Source organism: Catenulispora sp. MAP12-49 (assembly GCF_041262705.1).
GTDB lineage: Bacteria > Actinomycetota > Actinomycetes > Streptomycetales > Catenulisporaceae > Catenulispora.
Genome location: NZ_JBGCCP010000039.1, coordinates 63,336 through 82,039, shown reverse-complemented (window position 1 = coordinate 82,039; position 18,704 = coordinate 63,336). Strand labels below are relative to the sequence as shown.

Annotated in this window: 18 protein-coding genes; 4 read left to right on the top strand and 14 right to left on the bottom strand. The window is 71.3% G+C overall.

Annotation, left to right across the window (positions count from 1 at the left end; genetic code table 11):
• Positions 1-1,112: 1,112 nt before the first annotated feature.
• Genes ABIA35_RS41620 through ABIA35_RS41590 form a run of 7 tightly spaced genes read right to left on the bottom strand, consistent with a single transcriptional unit; the run spans position 1,113 to position 8,069 of the window.
• Positions 1,113-2,483 carry an alkaline phosphatase family protein gene (locus tag ABIA35_RS41620; protein WP_370361606.1) on the bottom strand — a complete coding sequence of 457 codons (1,371 nt, stop codon included), beginning with the start codon at positions 2,481-2,483 and terminating at the stop codon, positions 1,113-1,115.
• The gene (eboE, locus tag ABIA35_RS41615; protein WP_370361605.1) at positions 2,480-3,649 is read right to left on the bottom strand and encodes a metabolite traffic protein EboE; all 1,170 of its coding nucleotides are present in this window, start codon (positions 3,647-3,649) and stop codon (positions 2,480-2,482) included. Before eboE ends, ABIA35_RS41620 begins: the two co-directional genes overlap by 4 nt.
• A gap of 2 nt (positions 3,650-3,651) precedes the next feature.
• Positions 3,652-4,512 (bottom strand): TatD family hydrolase, encoded by an 861-nt coding sequence (locus ABIA35_RS41610; RefSeq protein WP_370361603.1) that lies wholly within the window; start codon positions 4,510-4,512, stop codon positions 3,652-3,654.
• Positions 4,512-5,144 (bottom strand): EboA domain-containing protein, encoded by a 633-nt coding sequence (locus ABIA35_RS41605; protein WP_370361602.1) that lies wholly within the window; start codon positions 5,142-5,144, stop codon positions 4,512-4,514. The genes ABIA35_RS41610 and ABIA35_RS41605 overlap by 1 nt, the downstream gene beginning before the upstream one ends.
• Positions 5,141-5,983 (bottom strand): sugar phosphate isomerase/epimerase family protein, encoded by an 843-nt coding sequence (locus ABIA35_RS41600; protein ID WP_370361601.1) that lies wholly within the window; start codon positions 5,981-5,983, stop codon positions 5,141-5,143. Before ABIA35_RS41600 ends, ABIA35_RS41605 begins: the two co-directional genes overlap by 4 nt.
• On the bottom strand, positions 5,980-6,876 hold the full coding sequence (locus ABIA35_RS41595; RefSeq protein WP_370361600.1) for an SCO3242 family prenyltransferase: 897 nt from the start codon (positions 6,874-6,876) through the stop codon (positions 5,980-5,982). The genes ABIA35_RS41600 and ABIA35_RS41595 overlap by 4 nt, the downstream gene beginning before the upstream one ends.
• On the bottom strand, positions 6,876-8,069 hold the full coding sequence (locus tag ABIA35_RS41590; RefSeq protein WP_370361599.1) for an inositol-3-phosphate synthase: 1,194 nt from the start codon (positions 8,067-8,069) through the stop codon (positions 6,876-6,878). Before ABIA35_RS41590 ends, ABIA35_RS41595 begins: the two co-directional genes overlap by 1 nt.
• Before the next feature lie 255 nt (positions 8,070-8,324).
• Here ABIA35_RS41590 and ABIA35_RS41585 point away from each other — a divergent pair, with 255 nt between their 5' ends.
• Both ABIA35_RS41585 and ABIA35_RS41580 read left to right on the top strand, forming a co-directional pair.
• Positions 8,325-10,916, top strand: a complete 2,592-nt coding sequence (locus tag ABIA35_RS41585; RefSeq protein ID WP_370361598.1) for a PQQ-dependent sugar dehydrogenase — start codon at positions 8,325-8,327, stop codon at positions 10,914-10,916.
• Between the two features lie 204 nt (positions 10,917-11,120).
• Positions 11,121-11,651: an RICIN domain-containing protein gene (locus ABIA35_RS41580; protein WP_370361597.1), complete on the top strand. Its 531-nt coding sequence runs from the start codon at positions 11,121-11,123 to the stop codon at positions 11,649-11,651.
• A 65-nt stretch (positions 11,652-11,716) separates the two neighbouring features.
• Here ABIA35_RS41580 and ABIA35_RS41575 read toward each other — a convergent pair whose 3' ends face one another.
• Complete coding sequence (locus ABIA35_RS41575; protein ID WP_370361596.1) at positions 11,717-12,532, bottom strand: IclR family transcriptional regulator; 816 nt, start codon at positions 12,530-12,532, stop codon at positions 11,717-11,719.
• A gap of 171 nt (positions 12,533-12,703) precedes the next feature.
• Here ABIA35_RS41575 and ABIA35_RS41570 point away from each other — a divergent pair, with 171 nt between their 5' ends.
• Complete coding sequence (locus ABIA35_RS41570; RefSeq protein ID WP_370361595.1) at positions 12,704-13,801, top strand: helix-turn-helix domain-containing protein; 1,098 nt, start codon at positions 12,704-12,706, stop codon at positions 13,799-13,801.
• On the opposite strand, the gene coaD is transcribed toward ABIA35_RS41570, so the two are convergent.
• Entirely contained in the window at positions 13,776-14,189 is a 414-nt protein-coding gene (gene coaD, locus ABIA35_RS41565) for a pantetheine-phosphate adenylyltransferase (RefSeq protein WP_370346930.1), read from the bottom strand. The genes ABIA35_RS41570 and coaD overlap by 26 nt on opposite strands.
• 154 nt (positions 14,190-14,343) lie before the next feature.
• Here coaD and ABIA35_RS41560 point away from each other — a divergent pair, with 154 nt between their 5' ends.
• A complete protein-coding gene (locus tag ABIA35_RS41560; RefSeq protein ID WP_370361594.1) occupies positions 14,344-14,586 on the top strand; it encodes a hypothetical protein in 243 nt (80 codons plus the stop codon).
• Here the strand turns inward: ABIA35_RS41560 and ABIA35_RS41555 are convergent.
• The 5 genes from ABIA35_RS41555 to ABIA35_RS41535 form a co-directional block, all read right to left on the bottom strand.
• Positions 14,576-14,704, bottom strand: coding sequence for a hypothetical protein (locus ABIA35_RS41555; protein ID WP_370361593.1), 129 nt, complete (start codon positions 14,702-14,704; stop codon positions 14,576-14,578). The genes ABIA35_RS41560 and ABIA35_RS41555 overlap by 11 nt on opposite strands.
• A gap of 69 nt (positions 14,705-14,773) precedes the next feature.
• The gene (locus tag ABIA35_RS41550; protein ID WP_370346934.1) at positions 14,774-15,196 is read right to left on the bottom strand and encodes a peptidoglycan-binding protein; all 423 of its coding nucleotides are present in this window, start codon (positions 15,194-15,196) and stop codon (positions 14,774-14,776) included.
• Between the two features lie 170 nt (positions 15,197-15,366).
• Entirely contained in the window at positions 15,367-16,533 is a 1,167-nt protein-coding gene (locus ABIA35_RS41545) for a hypothetical protein (protein ID WP_370361592.1), read from the bottom strand.
• A gap of 99 nt (positions 16,534-16,632) precedes the next feature.
• Entirely contained in the window at positions 16,633-17,118 is a 486-nt protein-coding gene (locus ABIA35_RS41540) for a heme-degrading domain-containing protein (RefSeq protein WP_370361591.1), read from the bottom strand.
• Positions 17,119-17,237: 119 nt separating this feature from the next.
• The gene (locus tag ABIA35_RS41535) at positions 17,238-18,662 is read right to left on the bottom strand and encodes an ATP-binding protein (RefSeq protein WP_370346941.1); all 1,425 of its coding nucleotides are present in this window, start codon (positions 18,660-18,662) and stop codon (positions 17,238-17,240) included.
• Positions 18,663-18,704: the final 42 nt, after the last annotated feature.

Below are 18,704 nucleotides of genomic sequence, written 5' to 3'. Positions count from 1 at the left end.
ACTCGTGTGGGTGGGTGCGTTCCTCGTGCGGGTGCGGGTGCGGGTGGGCTTACAGACTTTTTTACGGCTTCGCACATGGTTTGCGGGATCCGCAGCGGGGCGCGGGGCGATCGTGCGGCGTGGGTCGCGCTGGCGGCCCGGCGGTCGGGCGGTGGTCGGCTCTACGGCGGTCTTGCAGGGTGGAAAGTCAAGGTCAAGAGCACAGTCAAGAGCTACAGGCGCCTCCGGCGGCGCCTGTGCGGCGAGCGGCCTCGCTCCGGGGAGTGGGGGCCGCGCTGGCTGCCGGCGGTCGCTGCTTGTGGTCGCCTTCGTCCCGGATTCCCCGCCGCATCAGCGCCCGGAGGGAACCATCCCGGCCTGGGCGGTATCAAGCCGGATCACTGTTGCTGTAGTCCAGTATCAGCGGCTTGACACCGCCCAGTCCGGGATGGTTGTGCAAGCACCGCCGAAGCGACGGGGAATCCGGGACAAACCCACCTGTGGGAACGGTCCCCGCACCGTAGGCGCACCAGTCACGACCGCAGGGTGTACGTCCCGAAGTGGACCACGTCCACACCACAGAGGTTCTGTCCCGGGTTCCCCGTCGCTTCGGCGGGCTCTGCCAAGCAGACCGGGCCGGTGGTGTCCAGCCGCACGAGACCGGACCAAAGCAGCAGCGATCCGGCTGGACACCACCGGACCGGTCTGCTTCCCTCCGGGCGGCGAAGCGACGGGGAACCCGGGACAGAGGCGACCACAAGCAGCGTCCGCCTCCTGACAGCGCGGCCCCCCACTCCCCGGAGCGAGGCCGCTCGCCGCGCAGGCGCCGCCGGAGGCGCCTGTAGCTCTTGACTGTGCTCTTGACCTTGACTTTCGCTCTTGACCTTGACTTTCCACCCTGCAAGACCGCCGTAGAGCCGACCACCGCCCGACCGCCGGGCCGCCAGCGCGACCCACGCCGCACGATCGCCCCGCGCCCCGCTGCGGATCCCGCAAACCATGTGCGAAGCCGTCAGAAAACGCCTGTGGCCTGTCAACCCACGAACAAACCGCACCACACACCACCACACAGCACCGCACCACACCCCCAGCGCCCAGCGCCCACCCCCCAGCGCCCCCTCAAGCATCGCGCTTCACCTCGGCGAAGCCAACCCCAGCATCAGCCCCTTCACATCGGTCGCGGCGACCTTCTCCCGGGCGAACTCCGGCCGCGAGCACAGCAGCACCGGACCGTCGTCCGCGCTGTCCGGCAGGCGGCCGTGGGAGCCGCGCACCGCGGAGGCCTCCAGGCCCACGACGTCCATGCGGTAGCGCAGGCCGGCTTTCTTGCGGGCCAGGGCCTTCGCGGCGCGGATTCGGGCCGCTCTGGGGTCCGTGGGGTCGAAGAAGAGCTCCATGGGGTCGTAGCCGGGCTTGCGGTGGATCTCGACAGTGCGCGCGAAGTCCGGGGCGCGGTCGTCGTGCTGCCAGTAGTAGTAGGTGAACCAGGCGTCGGGCTCGGCGACGGCGACGAGGTCGCCGGCCCGGTCGTGGTCGATGGCCAGTCGCGCCTTGCCCTCGGCGTCGAGTACTTCGTCGACTCCGTCCAGCTCGGCGACGGCGGCGCGGGCCCGCGGTAGGTCGGCGGGATCGGCGACGTAGATGTGGGCGATCTGGTGGTCGGCGACCGCGAAGGCGCGCGAGGCCCACGGGTCCAGGTACTCCATGCCGTCCTGGGTGTGCGCCTCCAGCAGTCCGGCGGCGCGCAGGGCCCGGTTGACGTGCACCGGCTTGGCCGCCCGGGTGATGCCGTATTCGGAGACGCACAGCAGGTCGTCGCCGCGGGCCCGGCAGGCCTCGATCAGGGGTCTGAGAGTCATGTCGAGCTCGCCGGCGGCCGCGGCGGCTCGGGAGTCGTCAGGGCCGTAGCGCTGGAGGTCGTAGTCCAGGTGCGGCACATAGACCAGCAGGACGTCGGGGCGGTGGGCCGCCAGGATCCGGCCGGCCGCCGCGACGATCCAGCGTGTGGACTTGATCGAAGCTGTGGGGCCCCAGTAGTGGAACAGCGGGAAGGCACCCAGGCGCGAGGTCAGCTCGTCGTGCAGCTCCGGCGGCCGGGCGTAGAAATCAGGGTCCTTGCGTCCGTCGGCGCGGTAGACCGGCCGGGGCGTCACCGTCCAGTCGGTCGCGGCGCCCATCGCGTACCACCAGCACACGTTCGCCACCGTCGCCCCGGGCTGCCGGCGGCGCAGCGCGTTCCAGAACAGGTCGCCGCCGACGAGCCGGTTGTGCTGGCGCCACAGCAGCGGCTCGCCGAGGTCGCGGAAGTACCAGCCGTTGCCCACGATGCCGTGCTCGGCCGGATCGGCTCCGGTGAGCATGCCGGCCTGCGCCGTGCACGTGAGGGCCGGGAACGTGGGCGTCAGCTGCGCCTGGAAGCCGGTGTCGGCCACGGATCCGATCGTCGGGGTGTGCCGGAGCAGCCTCGGCGTCAGGCCGACGATGTCGAGGACCACCAGCGTCACGGCGCCACCTCCAGGCCGGCCCGCACGAGTTCGGTGTGGGCCCAGCGCATCTCGGCGGCGATCCCGAGGGCCAGTTCCGAGACGTCGCGCGGGCGTTGGCCTTCGGGGAGCACCTGCCAGGTGTACGTCTCGACCTCCACGTGGTCGGTCACGGCGGCCCCGCCGGCGAACAGCTCTGTCAGGGTCCTGACCAAGGTGGCGTGGGTTCCGGCCAGCGGCGGCGCGACGTCGGCGTGCAGCGGGATGTGGAAGTGCACCCGCCATGGCGCGGCTCCGGACAGGAAACCGCCGTTCAGGGCCTCATTGAGGTCGTCGGTCCCGTACAGGGCGCCGGTCGCCGCTTCGCGGGTCTGGTGCAGGTAGCGCGGCTCGACGAAACGGGACAGCGCACTGCGCGTGGCCGGATCAGAGGGCTGAGGTGCCTCCAGCGCGGCCGATGCCTGAAGCTTGACCACCGGGATCCCGGCATCGGCGAGCATCTTCACCGCCAGCGCGGGTTCCTCGTGGGCCACAGCCAGATGCGCGGTGTCCAGACACACGCCGAAGCGCGCGGGGTCGAGCCCGGCAAGCTCCTCGATCGCCTGCTCCGTCCGCTCGATGACACACCCCGGTTCGGGCTCGAAGCCGACGCGGATCACGGCGCCGGTCCGGGCTTCCAGGTCCGCGAGGTGGTCGCCGACCAGGTCGATGTGCCGCCGGGCCGTGTCCCGCGCCGTGTCCGGCCAGGGATCGCGCCAGCCCAGAGGCAGCGTCGAGATCGAGCCGCGGACGGCGTCGGAGGGCAGCAGACCGGCCAGGACTGTGGCCAGGTCCATCGTGTACTCGGCACGTCGGGGGTCGGACCAGTCGGGGTCGTAGACGCGGTATTTCACCGCCGCGTCGCCGAACCCTGCGTAGGGGAAGCCGTTGAGCGTCACGACTTCCAGGCCGCGTGCCGACAGCTCGGCGGACAGCTGCTCCACCGCACGCGGGTCGGCGGCCAGCGCCGCGGCGACGTCGCGGGCCAGCCACAGGCCCAGGCCCAGCCGATCGGCGCCGAGCTGCTTGCGCACCGGTTCGGCGTAGATCGCGAGCTGGTACAGAACCCCGACGAGGTCCTCGACGGGATGGACGTTCGCGCAGTAGCCGAGGTGCACGACCGTGCCGTCGGCGTGACGAAGACGCATCGCTACTCCCCCGACTCGCCGCGCCGAACAGAACTGCCCTGGAAGCTCTCGGCGAGCGCCGGCGCCTGCTCGTCGAGTTCCAGCCGGCCGCTCTGTCCGTAGAACTCCACCGGGTTCTGCCACAACACCCGGTCCACGTCGGCGGCGTCGAACCCGGCCGCGAGCATCGCCTCGGCGGCGCGCAGCGTCTTGAGCGGGTCGCTGCGTCCCCAGTCGGCGGCGGAGTTCACCAGGATCCGCTCGGTCCCGTACTCGCGCAGGATCGCGACCATCCGGCGCTCGTCCATCTTGGTGTCCGGATAGATCGAGAAGCCGGCCCAGGACCCTGATTCGAGTACCGGCGCCACGGTCAGTTCATTGAGATGGTCCAGGAGCACGCGCCCCGGCGCCAGGCCCGACTCGCGCACGACGTCCAGGCTGCGCAGCGTCCCGGCGCGCTTGTCCCGGTGCGGGGTGTGGACCAGGACGGGCAGTTCATGGTGCCGGGCCTTCTCCAGCTGGATCGCGAACACCACGTCCTCGGCCGGGGTCATCGAGTCGTAGCCGACCTCGCCGACCGCGACCACCCGGTCCTTGGCCAGGTAGCGGTCCAGCACGTCGAGCACGTCCCGGCAGCGCGGATCGTTTGCCTCCTTAGGGTTCAGCGCCAGGGCGCAGTGGTGCCGCACGCCGAAACCCGCCGCGCGAAAGGGCTCCCACCCCAGCAGGCCGTCGAAGTAGTCGACGAAGCTGCCGACCGAGGTCCGCGGCTGGCCGAGCCAGAACGCGGGCTCCACGACGGCGCGGACGCCGGCCTCGGCCATCGCCTGGTAGTCGTCGGTGGTCCGGGAGGTCATGTGGATGTGCGGGTCGAATATGCGCATCAAAGGCTCCAGGGCTGAGGGAATCGGGCAAGGACCGGCCACACCTCGTCCGGGACGGGGCGCCCGGCCGCGACCCGCTCGGCGGCGAGGTCGCCGAGCATCCGGGCCAGCTCGGCGTCCGCCCGGTCCGCCAGCCCGGACACCGAGGCCAGCGGGATACCGCAGAACACGCATTTGAGGACCGCGTGCCGGTAGGCCGGTAGGCTCAGATGGCTTGCGGCGTAAGGGCCGAGGGCGGCGGTGATGAGTCTGGTGTCGTTGGTCCGCAACGCGTCCTCGACGATCGGCAGGGCGCGGTCGTCGAGATCGATACGGTCCAGGGCCAGCAGGACCGCGCGCTTCTCGTCGGCGTCGCCATCGGCGTAGAGGTTGAGAAGCCGATCGGGGTCCGGCCAGGGAAGGGAGGCCAGCAGCAGCACCCGCGCGGCGTCGTCGGTACGCCAGCCGTCATGCAGCGGCCTGCGGCCGCAGGCTCTGGCGGCCATGGGGAACAGCGTCCGCAGCTCGTCCTTGTCCCGGGCGGCCTTCTCGCGCGCGTTCGCGAGCCATGCGCAGGCGTGGTCCGGCGCGCCGGCCAGGAAGGCGGCTTCGAGATCGCGGCTCGCGAGCAGGTCTGTATCGGTGTAGGTCATGGCGAATCCGCGGCTTTCTTGAGGAACGTCAACGATTCGGAGGCCCCCCGGACGGCCGCGTGCGAGTGGCGCGGCAGCTCGACGGAGACCAGGCCCCGGTATCCGGACGCTGACAGCGCCTCCAACACCGGCGGGAAGTCGATCTCGCCCTGCCCGAACTCCAGGTGCTCGTGCACGCCTCGGCGCATGTCGTCGATCTGCACGTTCACCAGGTGGTCGGCGACGCGTGCGACGCACTCGGCGACGGGAAGCGGCTCCAGGCATCGGCAATGGCCGATGTCCAGCGTCACCCCGAACCCGTCCGGCCGGCCGAGGACGTCGCGCAGCTCCTCGAACCGGTCGAGGGTGTCCACGGCCATGCCCGGCTCGGGTTCGAAGCCGAGGACGACACCGGCGTCCTGGGCCGCAGCGAGCACAATGTGGCAACCCTGCGCCAGCCGGTCCAGAGCGACCGCGCGATCGCAGCCCTCTGCGGCGGTGCCGCTCCAGAACGACACGGCCTGCGCGTCGAGCTCGGCGGCGATGCGCACGGCGCGCGTCAGCAGATCGACGCGCAGCGCACGGCCCTCCGGCTCGGCGGACACCAGCGTCGGCTGGTGTTTGCGCCACGGATCGAGCAGGTAGCGCGCGCCGGTCTCGATGACGACGTCCAGTCCGAGGCGGTCCAGGATCCGGGCCAGCGCGTCGAGCCGCCGGGGCAGGTTGGCGGCATAGGGATCGAGGTGCTGGTGGTCCAACGTCAGGGCGACGCCGTCATAGCCGAGGTCGGCCAGGATCGCGAGCGCGTCTTCCAGGCGGTGGTCGGCGAAGCCGTTGGTGCCGTAGCCGAAGCGCGTCATGTCGGGGACACCTTGCGGGCCAGGCGGCGGGCGAGCGGTCCGGCCGCGGCGACCGGGAGCGCGGCGAGGGGTTCGCCGCGTCCGGCGATCAGCGAGGCCTGCAACGGCATCAGGCTGATGATCCCGGCGCCGACGGCTTCGCGGACCGTCTCGGCGCGGCCGTCCCGGGCGACGGCGGCCTGCGCCGTGCCGAAGCGCCAGGTGTACACGCCGGCGAGCGCGGCGGCCAGGGCGCGCTGGGGACACGCTACCGGTCGGGCTGCGGGGTGCCGGCCGCGACGCAGCACGGCCAGTGCGCCGCCGGCTGCACCGCTGCTCAGGGCCGCCGTGGTCGCGGCGACGCGGCGGGAGGCCCCGCTGACCTCGCTGCGGCTGAGCACGGTGACGGCCAGGGTGTGGACGCCGACGACGGCCGCCGCCGGGGTTGCCGACCGCATCGCGCCGACGCCGCCTCCGGTGCCCAGCAGGACGTCCAGGCCTCGGGCGGCGGCCATCGCGAGCGGACCGGCCGGACCGTCCTTCCAGGCCAGGTCGTATCCCCACACGACACCGGCCAGGGGAACGGCGACGATCAGGGTTCGTACTCCCCCGGACAGCGCCGCGATGCCGAGCCCGGCCGCCGTGAGGCCGCCGGCGAGCGCCAGGGCGGTCCCGGGGCGCACGCGGCCGGAGGGCAGCGGCCGCTCGGGGCGTTCGAAGACGTCGACGAACCGGTCGGCGTGGTCGTTGAGCGCCATGCCGGCCCAGTACAGGCACACCGAGGCGGCGGCCGTTCCGCAGGTGCGCGCGTCGATCCGGCGTCCGGCCGCGGCGGCTCCGGCCAGGACGTCGCCGGGCACGCTGAAGGCCGCGGGGGCGCGGATGAGTTCGATGAGGGCTCTGATGTCGGGCATCAGGGGCCTGTCACCGAGGCAGCCCAAGCGAGCAGCGTCTGGTACTGGCTCGCGAGGCGGTATTCGGGCTCGCCTTGCCCATCGGCCGCCACCGGGTCCTTGAAGAAGAACGCGGCGGGGGCGAACGCGCCCGCGCTGCCGGTCTCGTGAGCCCCGGCCAGCAGTCGCGCCAGGTCCAGGACCAGCGGCGCGGCCAGCGCCGAATCGCAGCCCTGCCACGTGACCTGCATGGTCATCCGGACCCCGAGGAAGCCCTCGAAGCCGACGTGGTCCCACGCGGTCTTCCAGCCGCCCTGCGCCGGGACGTTGTCGATGTGGGTGCGGCCCTCAACCGGGGCGCCGAGCATCCGGTCCAGTCCACGACGCTTCGAGATGGTCTTGCTCGCCGCGGCGCCGGCGTCGGCCAGGGTCGCGCCGTCGCCGCCGCCGAGAAGGTTGGTTCCGGACCAGGAACGGACCCGCAGGGCCCGCGAGGTGAGCATCGGGGCCAGCGCGGAGACGAGCAGGGTCTCGCCGGTCTTGGCATCGCTGCCGGCATAGGGGACGCCGACGGAGCGGGCCAGCTCGTCCAGTGCGGGAAGGCGCGCGCCGGTGGACGGGGTGAAGTCCACGTAGGGGCAGCCGGCGCGCAGGGCGGCGTAGGCGTATTCCGAGCTCGGGGGAAGACCTGCTTCGTCCCGGTCCAGAGCGGTCTCCAGATCGGCCAGCCGCCGATGGGCCGGGTGGTCCGGGTCCGGGATCGGCGGCTCGGTCGAGGCCACGTTGACGACCACGACCCGGCGCAGCCGCCGTTCGGCGCGGAACGCCTCGATGTCGGCGATCAGGCTGCTGATGCGCTGCCGCGCCGGTCGCGGGTCTCCGGCGCGCGGCAGCGCGGGCCGGATCGCGGCATCGGCGGCGCGCAGCTCGTCGGCCACGGCGCTCGGCAGCGCGGCGGGGATGACGCCGTCGGCGGCGAGTTCGGCGGCCTGTTTCAGGATGCTGACATCGCTGACGTCATGGCCGCCGAACACCAGGTCCGCGTAGTCGGGCAGCCGCGCGCCGGCGAACTCCGGCCCGGCCGTCACGCAGCCGACCGGCTCGACCAGCCCGGCGCATAAGGCGGCCGCTCCCACGATCGCGGTCACCGCGACCGATCCCCGGGCTCCCACCAGCCACACGCCGGTGGCCGGGACCTCGTCCGCACTCGTCATCGTCGTATGCCCTCCCGTCGATAGTTAGGTAAGTTTCCTAACTCGGTGGCACCGTAGCGCCGGCACCAGGAGGCGTCAACGCCCTGCGAACGCCACCGCGGAGCCATGGGACGGGATCGAATCAGACTCTTGACGCGTCGGACCGTATCTCATATATTTCCCACCGTTTCTAGTTAGTAATCTTTCCTAACTTGATCGAGGACCGGATCCGCCGGACACACCGAGTGAGGAGATCGGATCTTGAACAGAGCACGGATGAGAGGGCTCTTCCTGAGATCGGCGCTGGCCGCCGCCCTGGCGCTGCTCGGGGTGTACGCGGTCGGCGGGAACGCGTCCGCGACGCCGCCGAGCGGTTTCTCCGACACCGTCGTCGCCACCGTCACGCTGCCGGTCGGCCTGGGCTTCACCCCCGACGGCCGCATGCTGGTCACCACCAAGCCGGGGCAGCTGTACGCCTACAGCAAGACCGGCACCCAGACCCTGGCGCTGGACGGCTCCGGGTTCGTCTGCGCCAAGCAGCCCGGCCAGGACGAGCGCGGGATGCTCGGCATCGCCGTCGACCCGGCGTTCGCCGCGAACGACTACATCTACGTGTACTACTCCCACAGCACCAACGGCAGCTGCTTCAACCGGGTCTCGCGCTTCACCCTGGACGCCACGAACCACGTGGTGTCCGGCAGCGAGAAGGTGCTGATCGACGGCATCCAGGGCGACGGCTTCCACAACGGCGGCGACCTGGTCTTCGGCAAGGACGGCGACCTGTACGTCTCGGTCGGCGACGGGCACTGCCTGGAGGGCTGCGACCCCTCGAACCAGGCCGCCCAGGACCTGACCAAGCTCAACGGCAAGATCCTGCGGATCAAGCCCGACGGCTCGATCCCGGCCGGCAACCCGTTCAGCGGCACCGGCACGGCCCGGTGCGACGGCGGGCCGATCAGCTCCGGCAAGTGCCAGGAGATCTACGCCTACGGCTTCCGCAACCCCTTCCGGATCGCCGTGGACCCCAACGCCTCCGGGACCCGGATCTTCGTGAACGACGTCGGCGAGAACACCACCGAGGAGGTGGACCTGCTGAAGGCCGGCGGGAACTACGGCTGGCCGAACTGTGAGGGGCCCTGCAACCCGACGAACAAGGCCTACGTCGACCCGTACTACTCCTACGCCGACAACATGGGCGGCGGCCGCGGGTCGATCACCGGCGGCGCGTTCGTCCCGAACGGCGCGTGGAACCCGTCCTACAACGGCGACTACCTGTTCAGCGACTACGTGAAGAAGAACCAGTACCTGATCAACGCCACCGGCTCCAGCGGCACGGGCCTGAAGACCTTCTCGGCCGGGGCGACCGCGATCTCCATGGAGTTCGCACCGCAGAACCTCGGCGGCACCGGCACCCAGCAGGCGCTGTACTACACCGACCTGATCGGCGGCACCGTGCACAAGGTGACCTCCGGGACGACCACCCCCAACGCCTCCTTCACCACCGACGCGGCCACGGGCCTGGGCGCCTACTGCTCCACCCACGCCACGACCGCCGGCAAGCCGCCGTTCACCGTGTCCTTCGACGGCACGGCCAGCAGCGACCCCGACGGCCGCACGCTCACCTACGCCTGGGACTTCGGCGACGGCAGCAAGACGACCACCACCACGCCGACGACCACCCACACCTACACCACCGTCGGGAACTTCACCCCGAAGCTGACGGTCACCAACAGCGCCGGCGGCACCTCCGCGGCGGCGACCGGCACCGTCCGCACCGACGACGCGCTCCCGACCCTGACCATCGCCTCACCGACCCCGACCAGCACCTTCACCGTCGGCCAGACCTACACCCCGTCCGGATCGGCCCTCGACAGCACCGGCGCCGCCCTGCCGGCCTCGGACCTGACCTGGCAGGTCTGGCTGTTCCACATCAACCACGTGCACCCGGTGCTGGACCCGGTGGCCGGCAACGGGGCGACGTCGTTCGTGGCACCGCCGGCGGAACAGTTCTCCGCGATCAAGGGCAACAGCCGGCTGCTGGTGTGCCTGTCGGGCACCGACAGCCACGGCGTGACCCAGACGATCGAGCAGGACTTCAACCCGCAGCTGGTCCACATCAGCCTCGCCTCACAGGCCGCCGGCCTCAAGATCGGCATCGCGGAGGACGACGTCGACCCCAACGGCCAGGTCACCACCCCGGCGACCGTCACCTCCTGGGCGGGCTACCAACTGCACCTGGACGCCCCGAACCAGACTGACAGCTCGGGCACCACACAGACCTTCGCCTCCTGGTCCGACGGCGGCGCCCAGCAACACGCCGTGACCCCGACCGCGGACACGACCTACACCGCGACGTTCACCCCCAGCACCAGCACCTGCACCTCGGCGCAGCTGCTGGCGAACCCGGGCTTCGAATCCGGCGCGACCGGCTGGACGCAGAGCTCGACCCTGGGCTTCAGCCCCATCACCAAGGCCACCTCGGCGGAGCCGGCGCACGCGGGTTCGTACGTGGCCTGGTTCGACGGCAACGGGAGCAAGGACACTGACAGCATCACCCAGGCCGTCGCCATCCCGGCCGGCTGCACCGCCACGCTGGCCTACTACCTGCACGTGGACACCACCGAGAACACCACCACGGCCAAGCCGGACACCTTCACGGTCCAGGCCCTGAACAGCGCGGGCACGGTGCTCGGAACCGTCGGCACCTTCTCCAACCTGAACAAGGCCTCGGGCTACGCCCGGCACACGGCCGACCTGTCCGCCTACGCCGGCCAGAGCATCAAGCTGAAGTTCACCGGCAGCGAGACCGACGCCAACGGAGGCACGACCAACTTCGTCCTCGACGACACCTCGCTCACCACAGGCTGACGAACGCTTGACGACTGCCTGACGACCGCCTGACCACCGCCTGACCCTTGGCCTGCCCGCCGCGAGAACGGGCAGGCCAAGCCCGTTCGGCGCCGACCGCGTTCCGCTGACCGGAACGCGAGGCGACATCCCCCCGCCGCCGCGGCCAAGCTGGTCCTCGAAAGCAGCGCTTTCAACCCACTCACTGTCAATCAGGGGGAAAGAATGCGAAAGCTCAGCAAGCGGGCGGCCCTGTTCGCGTCCTCGGCGGTCCTGGCGATGCCCGGCGTGGCCATGGCCGGCACGGCGCACGCCGACGCCACCTCCACCGTGATCCGCATCTGGGGCTCCAGCCACTGCATGGACAACGCCACCGAGAACTTCGCGAAGGTCCAGATGTGGGACTGCACGAAACACGCCGAGCAGAACTGGTTCCCGGTGTTCAACGGCGACAACGGGAACCTGGCGGACTTCAGCTTCCGGAACAAGAACACCAACCTGTACCTCACCGCGCCCACCGGCGGAGGCGGGGGGACGGTCGTGATGTCCGGCTACACCGGGGACGCCACCCAGCAGTGGCTGCGCATCTACGACAACGACCCGTCCGACCAGACCGACGGCAGCTACCAGGTCTGGGAGAGCGCCGCCTCCCCCGGCTGGTGCCTGAACACCAACAGCGTGGGCAACGGCACCGCGCTGCGGCTGTGGCCCTGCGACATCACCGACCACTACCAGAAGTGGCACTTCGATAACTGACCAACCACCTGGGGGGAACACAGGCTCTGGCCCTCGGCGCACACGCCGGGGGCCAGAGCCCTTTCTCACACCCCGACCCGCCCGGCTCTCAGCGCCGCACTCGCGGCCTGTCCGGCATGGCTCAGGGCATCGGCCAAGCGGTCCAGGTTGTGCGCCGGGTCCGTGATCACGCATAGCGCGGCCGTCGGCGCCCACGGCCTTCCCGACGCACCCGCCGTACCCGCCGCAGCTGGCGCACCCGGCCCGCCGTGCAGCGGCACCGCCGCACAGCAGATCCCCGCCACGACCTCCTCCCGGTCGAAGGCGATGCCGCGCTCCCGGATCGCCGCAGCCTCCCGGCGCCAGGAGGGCGGGAGCGGTGCCTTCCCCGACGGATCCGCAGCGCGGCCTGCGAGATCGCCGCCGGACCCGCCCCGTCCCGGTTCCACCCCGGCGACCAGCGTCTTGCCCGAGGCCGTCAGCCAGGGCCACATCCCGCCGCTGTCCAGCGGGACCGCCAGGCCGTCGCGTCCCGGGACGCAGTCGACGATCATGTCGGCGCCGTCGCGCAGGACGTTGACCGTCACGGTCACCCCGGTCGCGACGGCGAGCCTGCGCATCGGCTCGCGCACCGCCGATCGCAGGGCCCGATAGGGCTGCCAGGAGTGCCCCAGCTGGAACACCCGCGCCCCGATCGAATAGCCGCCTCGGCTCCGCTCCACCGCGCCGAGGCTGCTCAGCTGTTCGAGCAGGCGGTGCGCCGTCGTCTTCGGGAGCCCGCACTCCGCGGCCAGGCGGGTCACGCCCGCCGCCCCGGTCTGCTCCAGCGCGCCGAGCAAGGCGAACGCGCTCTCCAACACGCCGCGTCCGCCTTGCTGGGGCGGGGACACGGGTTCGGTCATCGTAGAGGACATTTATCAAAGGTCTGCGATAGCGTCCGATCGGATGTTGCCGGGACTGCATACCGGAGTGGCCCGTACTGCACGGGTGAACCGTTCGCCGCGGCGGTCCGTTCTCACCAATCGGGGGGCCGCCGAACCGCGGCGGCCGGGGGACCAAGACGGGATGAGCGCATGCCACAGCGCTGGTCGACGATGGACGTGCCCAAAGCCGCGCAGTTCGCGCGCTGGCGGGAGCTGATCTGCGAGGCCTTCCTCGCCCTGACACCGGAATCGGACCTGCGCGACGGGTTCGCCGGGACGGTGGCCCAGCGCCAACTGTCCGAACTGAGCATCGCCCGCATCACCTCCCAGCGGCAGCAGGTGCGGCGCACGTCCCGGGACATCGACCGCTCGGCGTATCAGGGTTATTACATAAACCTGCAAGTGCGCGGCAGCAGCCTGATGACCCAGGACGGCCGCTCGACGGTGCTGCGTCCCGGCGACATCGCGATCGTCGACACCACGCAGCCCTTCGCCTTCGACTTCCGGGACGACTTCCAGCAGCTCTCCCTGTTCGCGCCGAAAGAGCTGCTGACACTCGGATCCGGCATGGCGGCCACCGGCACCGGCACCGACGCCGCCCCCGTCACCACCGCCACCCGCGTCGGCACCGCCGCCGGCCCTGGCGCCGCAGTCCGCCATGCTCTGCTCAGCCTCACCCACGGCGACCTCGCCGAGGACACCGCGGCCCGCCTGGCCGCCCACGCCTGCGGCATCCTGGCCATCGCCCTGGACCAGCGCACCGAACCGCACCCGTGGTCCACCCCGCTGCGCCAGGACCGCCTGCACGCCGCCGCCCTGGCCGACATCGACGAGCACCTCACCGACGCCGACCTGTCCGCGGCCGCCGTCGCCACCCGCCTGGGCGTCTCGGTCCGGCTGCTCTACGCGGTGTTCGCCGGCCGCCGGCACAGCTTCGCCGCCGAGGTGCGGCGCCGGCGCCTGGACCTCGCCTGGCGCGACCTCCAGGACCCGGTCCACGCGCACCTGTGCGTCATCGACGTGGCCGTGGCGGCCGGCTTCGCGGACGTCACCAGCTTCCACCGGGCCTTCCGCCGGGAGTACGGACGCACCCCGGCCCAGGTGCGCAAGGACGCGCTGGGCCTGGAGCAGCTCGGCCGCCCTGACCAGCCTGGCCGGATCGACCAGCCCAGCAGCCCTGACCAGCCCGGCCGGCTCGACCAGCTCAGCCAACTCGACCAGCTCAGCCGCCTTGACGCACCGCGGTGACCAGAGTCGAGGAGATGTGCGCCCGCTCCGGATCAGAGCCGATGAAGAGCGTCTCGACCCCGGCCAACTCGTGGTTCATGAGCGCCATCGGCACCTCGTGCTCCAGATCCCGGCCGTCGCGCACACCCCGGACCACGACGTCGATCCCGGCGCTGCGGCAGTAGTCGACCAGCAGGCCCCCGGCGTGGGCGTCGACGGTCACGTTCTCCAGGCCGACAGTGGCCGCGCGCAGACGCTCCAAACGCTCGGCCACGGGAAAGCGGCCGGCCTTGCCCGGGTTGACCATCGCGCAGACGACGACCTCGTCGAACAGGAGCGCGGCGCGGCGGATCACGTCCTGGTGCCCCTCGGTCACCGGGTCGAAGGATCCTGGGAGGAGAGCTCGCATGCTCGGCAGCGTAGACGGTCCTCAACGCGCGGCGCGTGACCTACGCCAGGCGAGTGAGGGGGTCCATGGCAACGGGGCGTCATCTGACTGATGCATCCACCGCGGCCCCTGCCGGAAAGTGGAACCGCACCGATGGATCCACGAAAGGCCCGCCATGACCACTCCCCCGCTGACGCCGGACTCCCGCACCGATCTGGCGCTGATCCTCGAGGCCGCGCCGTGGGCGCTGGCCGCGATGATCGGCACCGTGCGCGCCGAACGGCGGTGCTGGAGGCCGCCGGGCTGGTGCGGCGCGTCGGGGACTCGCTCGTCGTGGACCCGGTGCTGGACGTCGCCGACCCCGCGACCGCGCACAGTGCCGCCGCGGCACGTCTCAGCTCCCTGCGTCAGGCGGTGACCGCCGCGGCCGCCGAGCACACCACCGACGCCACAGACGGCACCGGCGGCTGGCTGGTCGCCGGCACCAACCCGGGCTCGGGCCGGTGCTGCTCGGCGCGCGGCGCGGTGCGGGGCATGGCGGCTGATACGGCGGCTGATGAATCGGCGTCGAGCCAGGTCCCGATCAGGTGCGTCCGGCTCAGTGCTCAGTTCTGGAATTCCAGGCACATCCAGGTCCGCGGCCCCACGACGCTGTCCGCCGGACCGCACGCGGGCTGGTACAGCTTGCTCTTCTGGAACGAGGTCACAGCGGACTGCGTCTGCGGCCCGAACTGGCCGTCGACGCCGATGTTGTAAGCGCTGTAGACCAGCAGCTTCTGCGCGAAGGCCACGCAGTCGCCGGTCGACCCGTACTGCACCTGCTCGGTCGGGATGACGATGGTGCCGCCGCCGGGGGTGGGCCAGGTCCGCTGGCCGTGCGACTCGCACAGTTGCTGCAGCTGGGGAAGGGACATGTTGCCGTAGCTGTTGGCGCTGGCCTGCTCGGCCGTGGCGAGGCCGGCGCCGGCGGCGAGCAGCGTGGCCGCCGCGGCGGTGCCGAGACGGGCCATGCGGGTGGAGCTCTTCATGGTCGTGCCTTTCATTCGCGGTTACTGGCGCGACTATGGCGGCGCGGGATAACACGGAGCTCATACCGGCCTAACAAGGCGGGCTGACGTCGGGCGTCTTCGCGCACACGAAAACGCGGCCCGCCACCGAGGTGGCGGCGAGCCGCGATCTGCTTGTCAGTGCTCGGGTTTTACCCGTTGGTGCTGAGGAAGGCCTGCGTATTGCCCAGCGCGAACAGCGTGCTCGACGGTGCTGCGGCGAGCTCGTTCAGCACCCCGCTCACGCCCGTCACGGCGACGTCGCTCCACGCGGTCCCGTCCCAGTGCTGGAAGGCCGGGACGGCGGTGCCGGGCTGGAACCCCAGGGCCCAGGCGTCCGTCGGCGACAGTGCCGCGACGCTGGACAGGCCTTGCGGCGTGGTGGTGCCGGCCGGCGCCGGGACCAGGCTCCAGGCGGTGCCGTCCCAGTGCTCGACGAGCTGGTTGTGCGGCGCGTGCCGGCCGAAGCCGGTGGTGCCGCCGACGGCCCAGACGTCGTGGGCCGAGGTGGCCGCCAGCGAGTCGACGGCGACGGTGTTGACGTCCTGGCCGTTGAGCACGGCCAGCGGCGGGGTCGGGACCACGCTCCAGGCCGAGCCGTCCCAGTGCTCGATGACGGCGGTCTGGACACCGGAGTTGGACGCGGCCCACACGTCGGAGGCGGAGTTGGCGACGACGGCGTTGTAGGAGGGGATGCTGTGCTGGATCCCCTGGGAGGTGTAGGTGTCGGGGTTGGGCACGATGCTCCACGCCGTGCCGTTGAAGTGCTCGATCAGGCCCACGAAGCCGCCGGCGCTGGAGTCGAAGTGCTCGCCGACCGCCCAGACGTTGGTGGCGGACACGGCGACGACCGCGTTCAGGGTCTCGGCGCTGCTGGTGGCCGAGGTGCCGCCGGGCACCCGGGTCCACTTGGTCCCGTTCCACTGCTCGATCAGCGCCGTGGTGGTCCCGGTGCTGGTCTGGCTGTAGCCGACGGCCCAGGCGGCGGACGGCGAGACGTCCGCGACGCCGTTCAGGACGTCGGCGTTGCCGGTCGGGCTGGGCGTCGGCGTGACCTGCCACGTGCTGCCGTTCCAGTGCTCGGCCAGCGTGGCGATGACCGTGTTCGCGTTCAGGTAGTTCACGCCGACGGCCCAGGCGTCAGAGGCCGATCTGGCCGACACCGCCATCAGGTTCACGGTGCCGGTGTTCACCGGCGGTATCGCGGTGAACGTCGTGCCGGCGCCCGCCGCCTGCGCCGTCGCGGGGCTGAAAACCAGCACCGCGGCGATGCCGAACCCCGCGACGGACGCTGCTAGGGCACCAAGCCTTCTCATCATGGGCGATCCTCCGATCGATCAGATGCTCCTGCGCCATCCCACGCGGACGGCGCCCTGGCGCATCCGACACGCTGCGGCGGCGGACCCGGTTCGGCGCGATCAGGCCGGCGGACGGCTTTGGCGGGAAAGCATGGTTCGCAGTGCTTCCACGACGAGCTTGTGGTCCTCGACCTGCGGCAGCCCGGAGACGGTGACGGTCCCGATGACGCCGGCGCCGGCCACGGCGATGGGGAACGCACCGCCATGCGCGGCGTAGGTCTCGCGCGGCAGGCCGGAGGACTCCTCGAAGGTGGTCCCGCGGTCGCGGTGGCGCTGGCCGATCAGCAGCGAGCTGTGGCCGAAACGCCGCACGACGTTGTTCTTGCGCTCGACCCAGGAGTCGTTGTCCGGACTGGTGCCGGGCCGCGCGTGGTGGAACAGCTGCTGGTCGCCCCGGCGGATGTCGACGGCGACCGGCAGGTCGCGCTCGCGGGCCAGCTCGACCAGCAGCGAGCCCAGGGTCCAGGCGTCGTCGTGGGTGAAGGCGCCGAAGACCAGTTCCTGTTCTTGGGCGAGCAGTTCCTCGCTCGTGATGGGTTCGCTCACGGGGCGAGTTAATCAACACTGTTGAGAAACAGTCAACCGGACCGGACCCGCAAACCGGCGCGATCCGGCGATCCGGCGATCCGGCGATCCGGCGATCCGGCGATCCAGCCCGCGGTCTTCTACGCCGTGGCGGCCGACGGCTCCAAGCGCGCCGGACTACCGGGCAGCCAGACGCTCAGCAGCGCGCCGCCGCCGGGCGCGCGGGCCGCGGAGACCTGGCCGCCGTGGTTGGTGGCGATGTGCTGCACGATGGCCAGGCCCAGGCCCGAGCCCGGCGTGGAGCGGGCCTCCGGCGAGCGGTAGAAGCGCTCGAAGACGTGCGAGAGGTCCTCCTCGGCGATGCCCGGGCCCTGGTCTGCCACCTGGAGCAGGCCGTCGGCCAGGGTCACCGTGACGGTGCCGGCCTCCGGAGAGAACTTCGTGGCGTTGTCGAGCAGGTTGGTCACCAGGCGCTCCAGGCCGGCGGCCTCGCCTTGCAGGTACCAGGGGTCCAGGCGCAGGTCGTAGGTCAGGCGGGGCGCGCGGCGCTGCACCCGTTCCGCGGCGCGTTCGACGACGTTGCGCAGGTCCAGCTGCTCGACCGTCTGCGAGGGGCGCCCGTCGCGGGAGAGCTCGACCAGGTCCGAGATGAGCATCGAGAGTTCGTCCATCTGCGCGCGCACGTCGTCGAGCAGGGCGACGCGCTCCTCGGCGGGCAGGCGGCTGTCGTCCGGCGCGGCCGAGACCTGGGCGAGCAGGTCGAGGTTGGTGCGGATGGAGGTGAGCGGGGTGCGCAGTTCGTGGCCGGCGTCGGCGACCAGGCGCTTCTGGTGCTCTTGCGAGCGCGCCAGCGCCTCGAGCATGGCGTTGAAGGCGCGGGTCAGCTGCGCGATCTCGTCGTCGCCGGTGACCGGCAGGTGCGTGAGGTCGCCGGTGCGCGCTATGTACTCGGTGGCCTGCGACAGTCTTGCGATCGGCCGCAGCGCGGCGCGTCCGATCGCCAGGCCCGCGAGGGCGGCCAGGGCGATGCCGAGCAGGCCGACCACGATCGAGATCGTGGCGATCGTGCTCAGGGCCGACTCGGTCTGGGCCAGCGAGATGGAGAACACGAGCGCCGAGGACTGGGTGCTGCCCGAGGGGTCGTCGACGTAGATGTTGGGCACGGCGTAGACGCGGTAGTCCACACCGTTGTAGTTCAGGGTGCGCAGCGACGGCCCGCTCTGCCGGTCGGCCACGGCGATCTCGGGCGCGCCGAAGGGGGCCCACACCTGGTAGGCGGCCAGGACCTGCCCCGGCTGGCCCTGCGCCCCCATGCGCTGGAGTTCGAGGTTCTGCGGCTCGTGCGCGGTGCCGTCGGCGTAGACCAGGGTCTCCTGGTAGCCGGAAGTAGCCAGCAGTGTCCTGGAGGCGTCCAGGTAGGCCGGGGTGAACATCTCCAGCGGCGCGGCGGTGAAGACGGTCGCGCGCTGCTTGAGCTGGCGGTCCATCCGGTTCATGATCGTCTTGCTGATCGCCAGATAGCTGACCAGCGCCCCCAGGGCCACCGACAGCCCGACCGCGGCCACGACCAGAAGGGTGATCCTGGATCTGAACGACCGCCGTGCGAG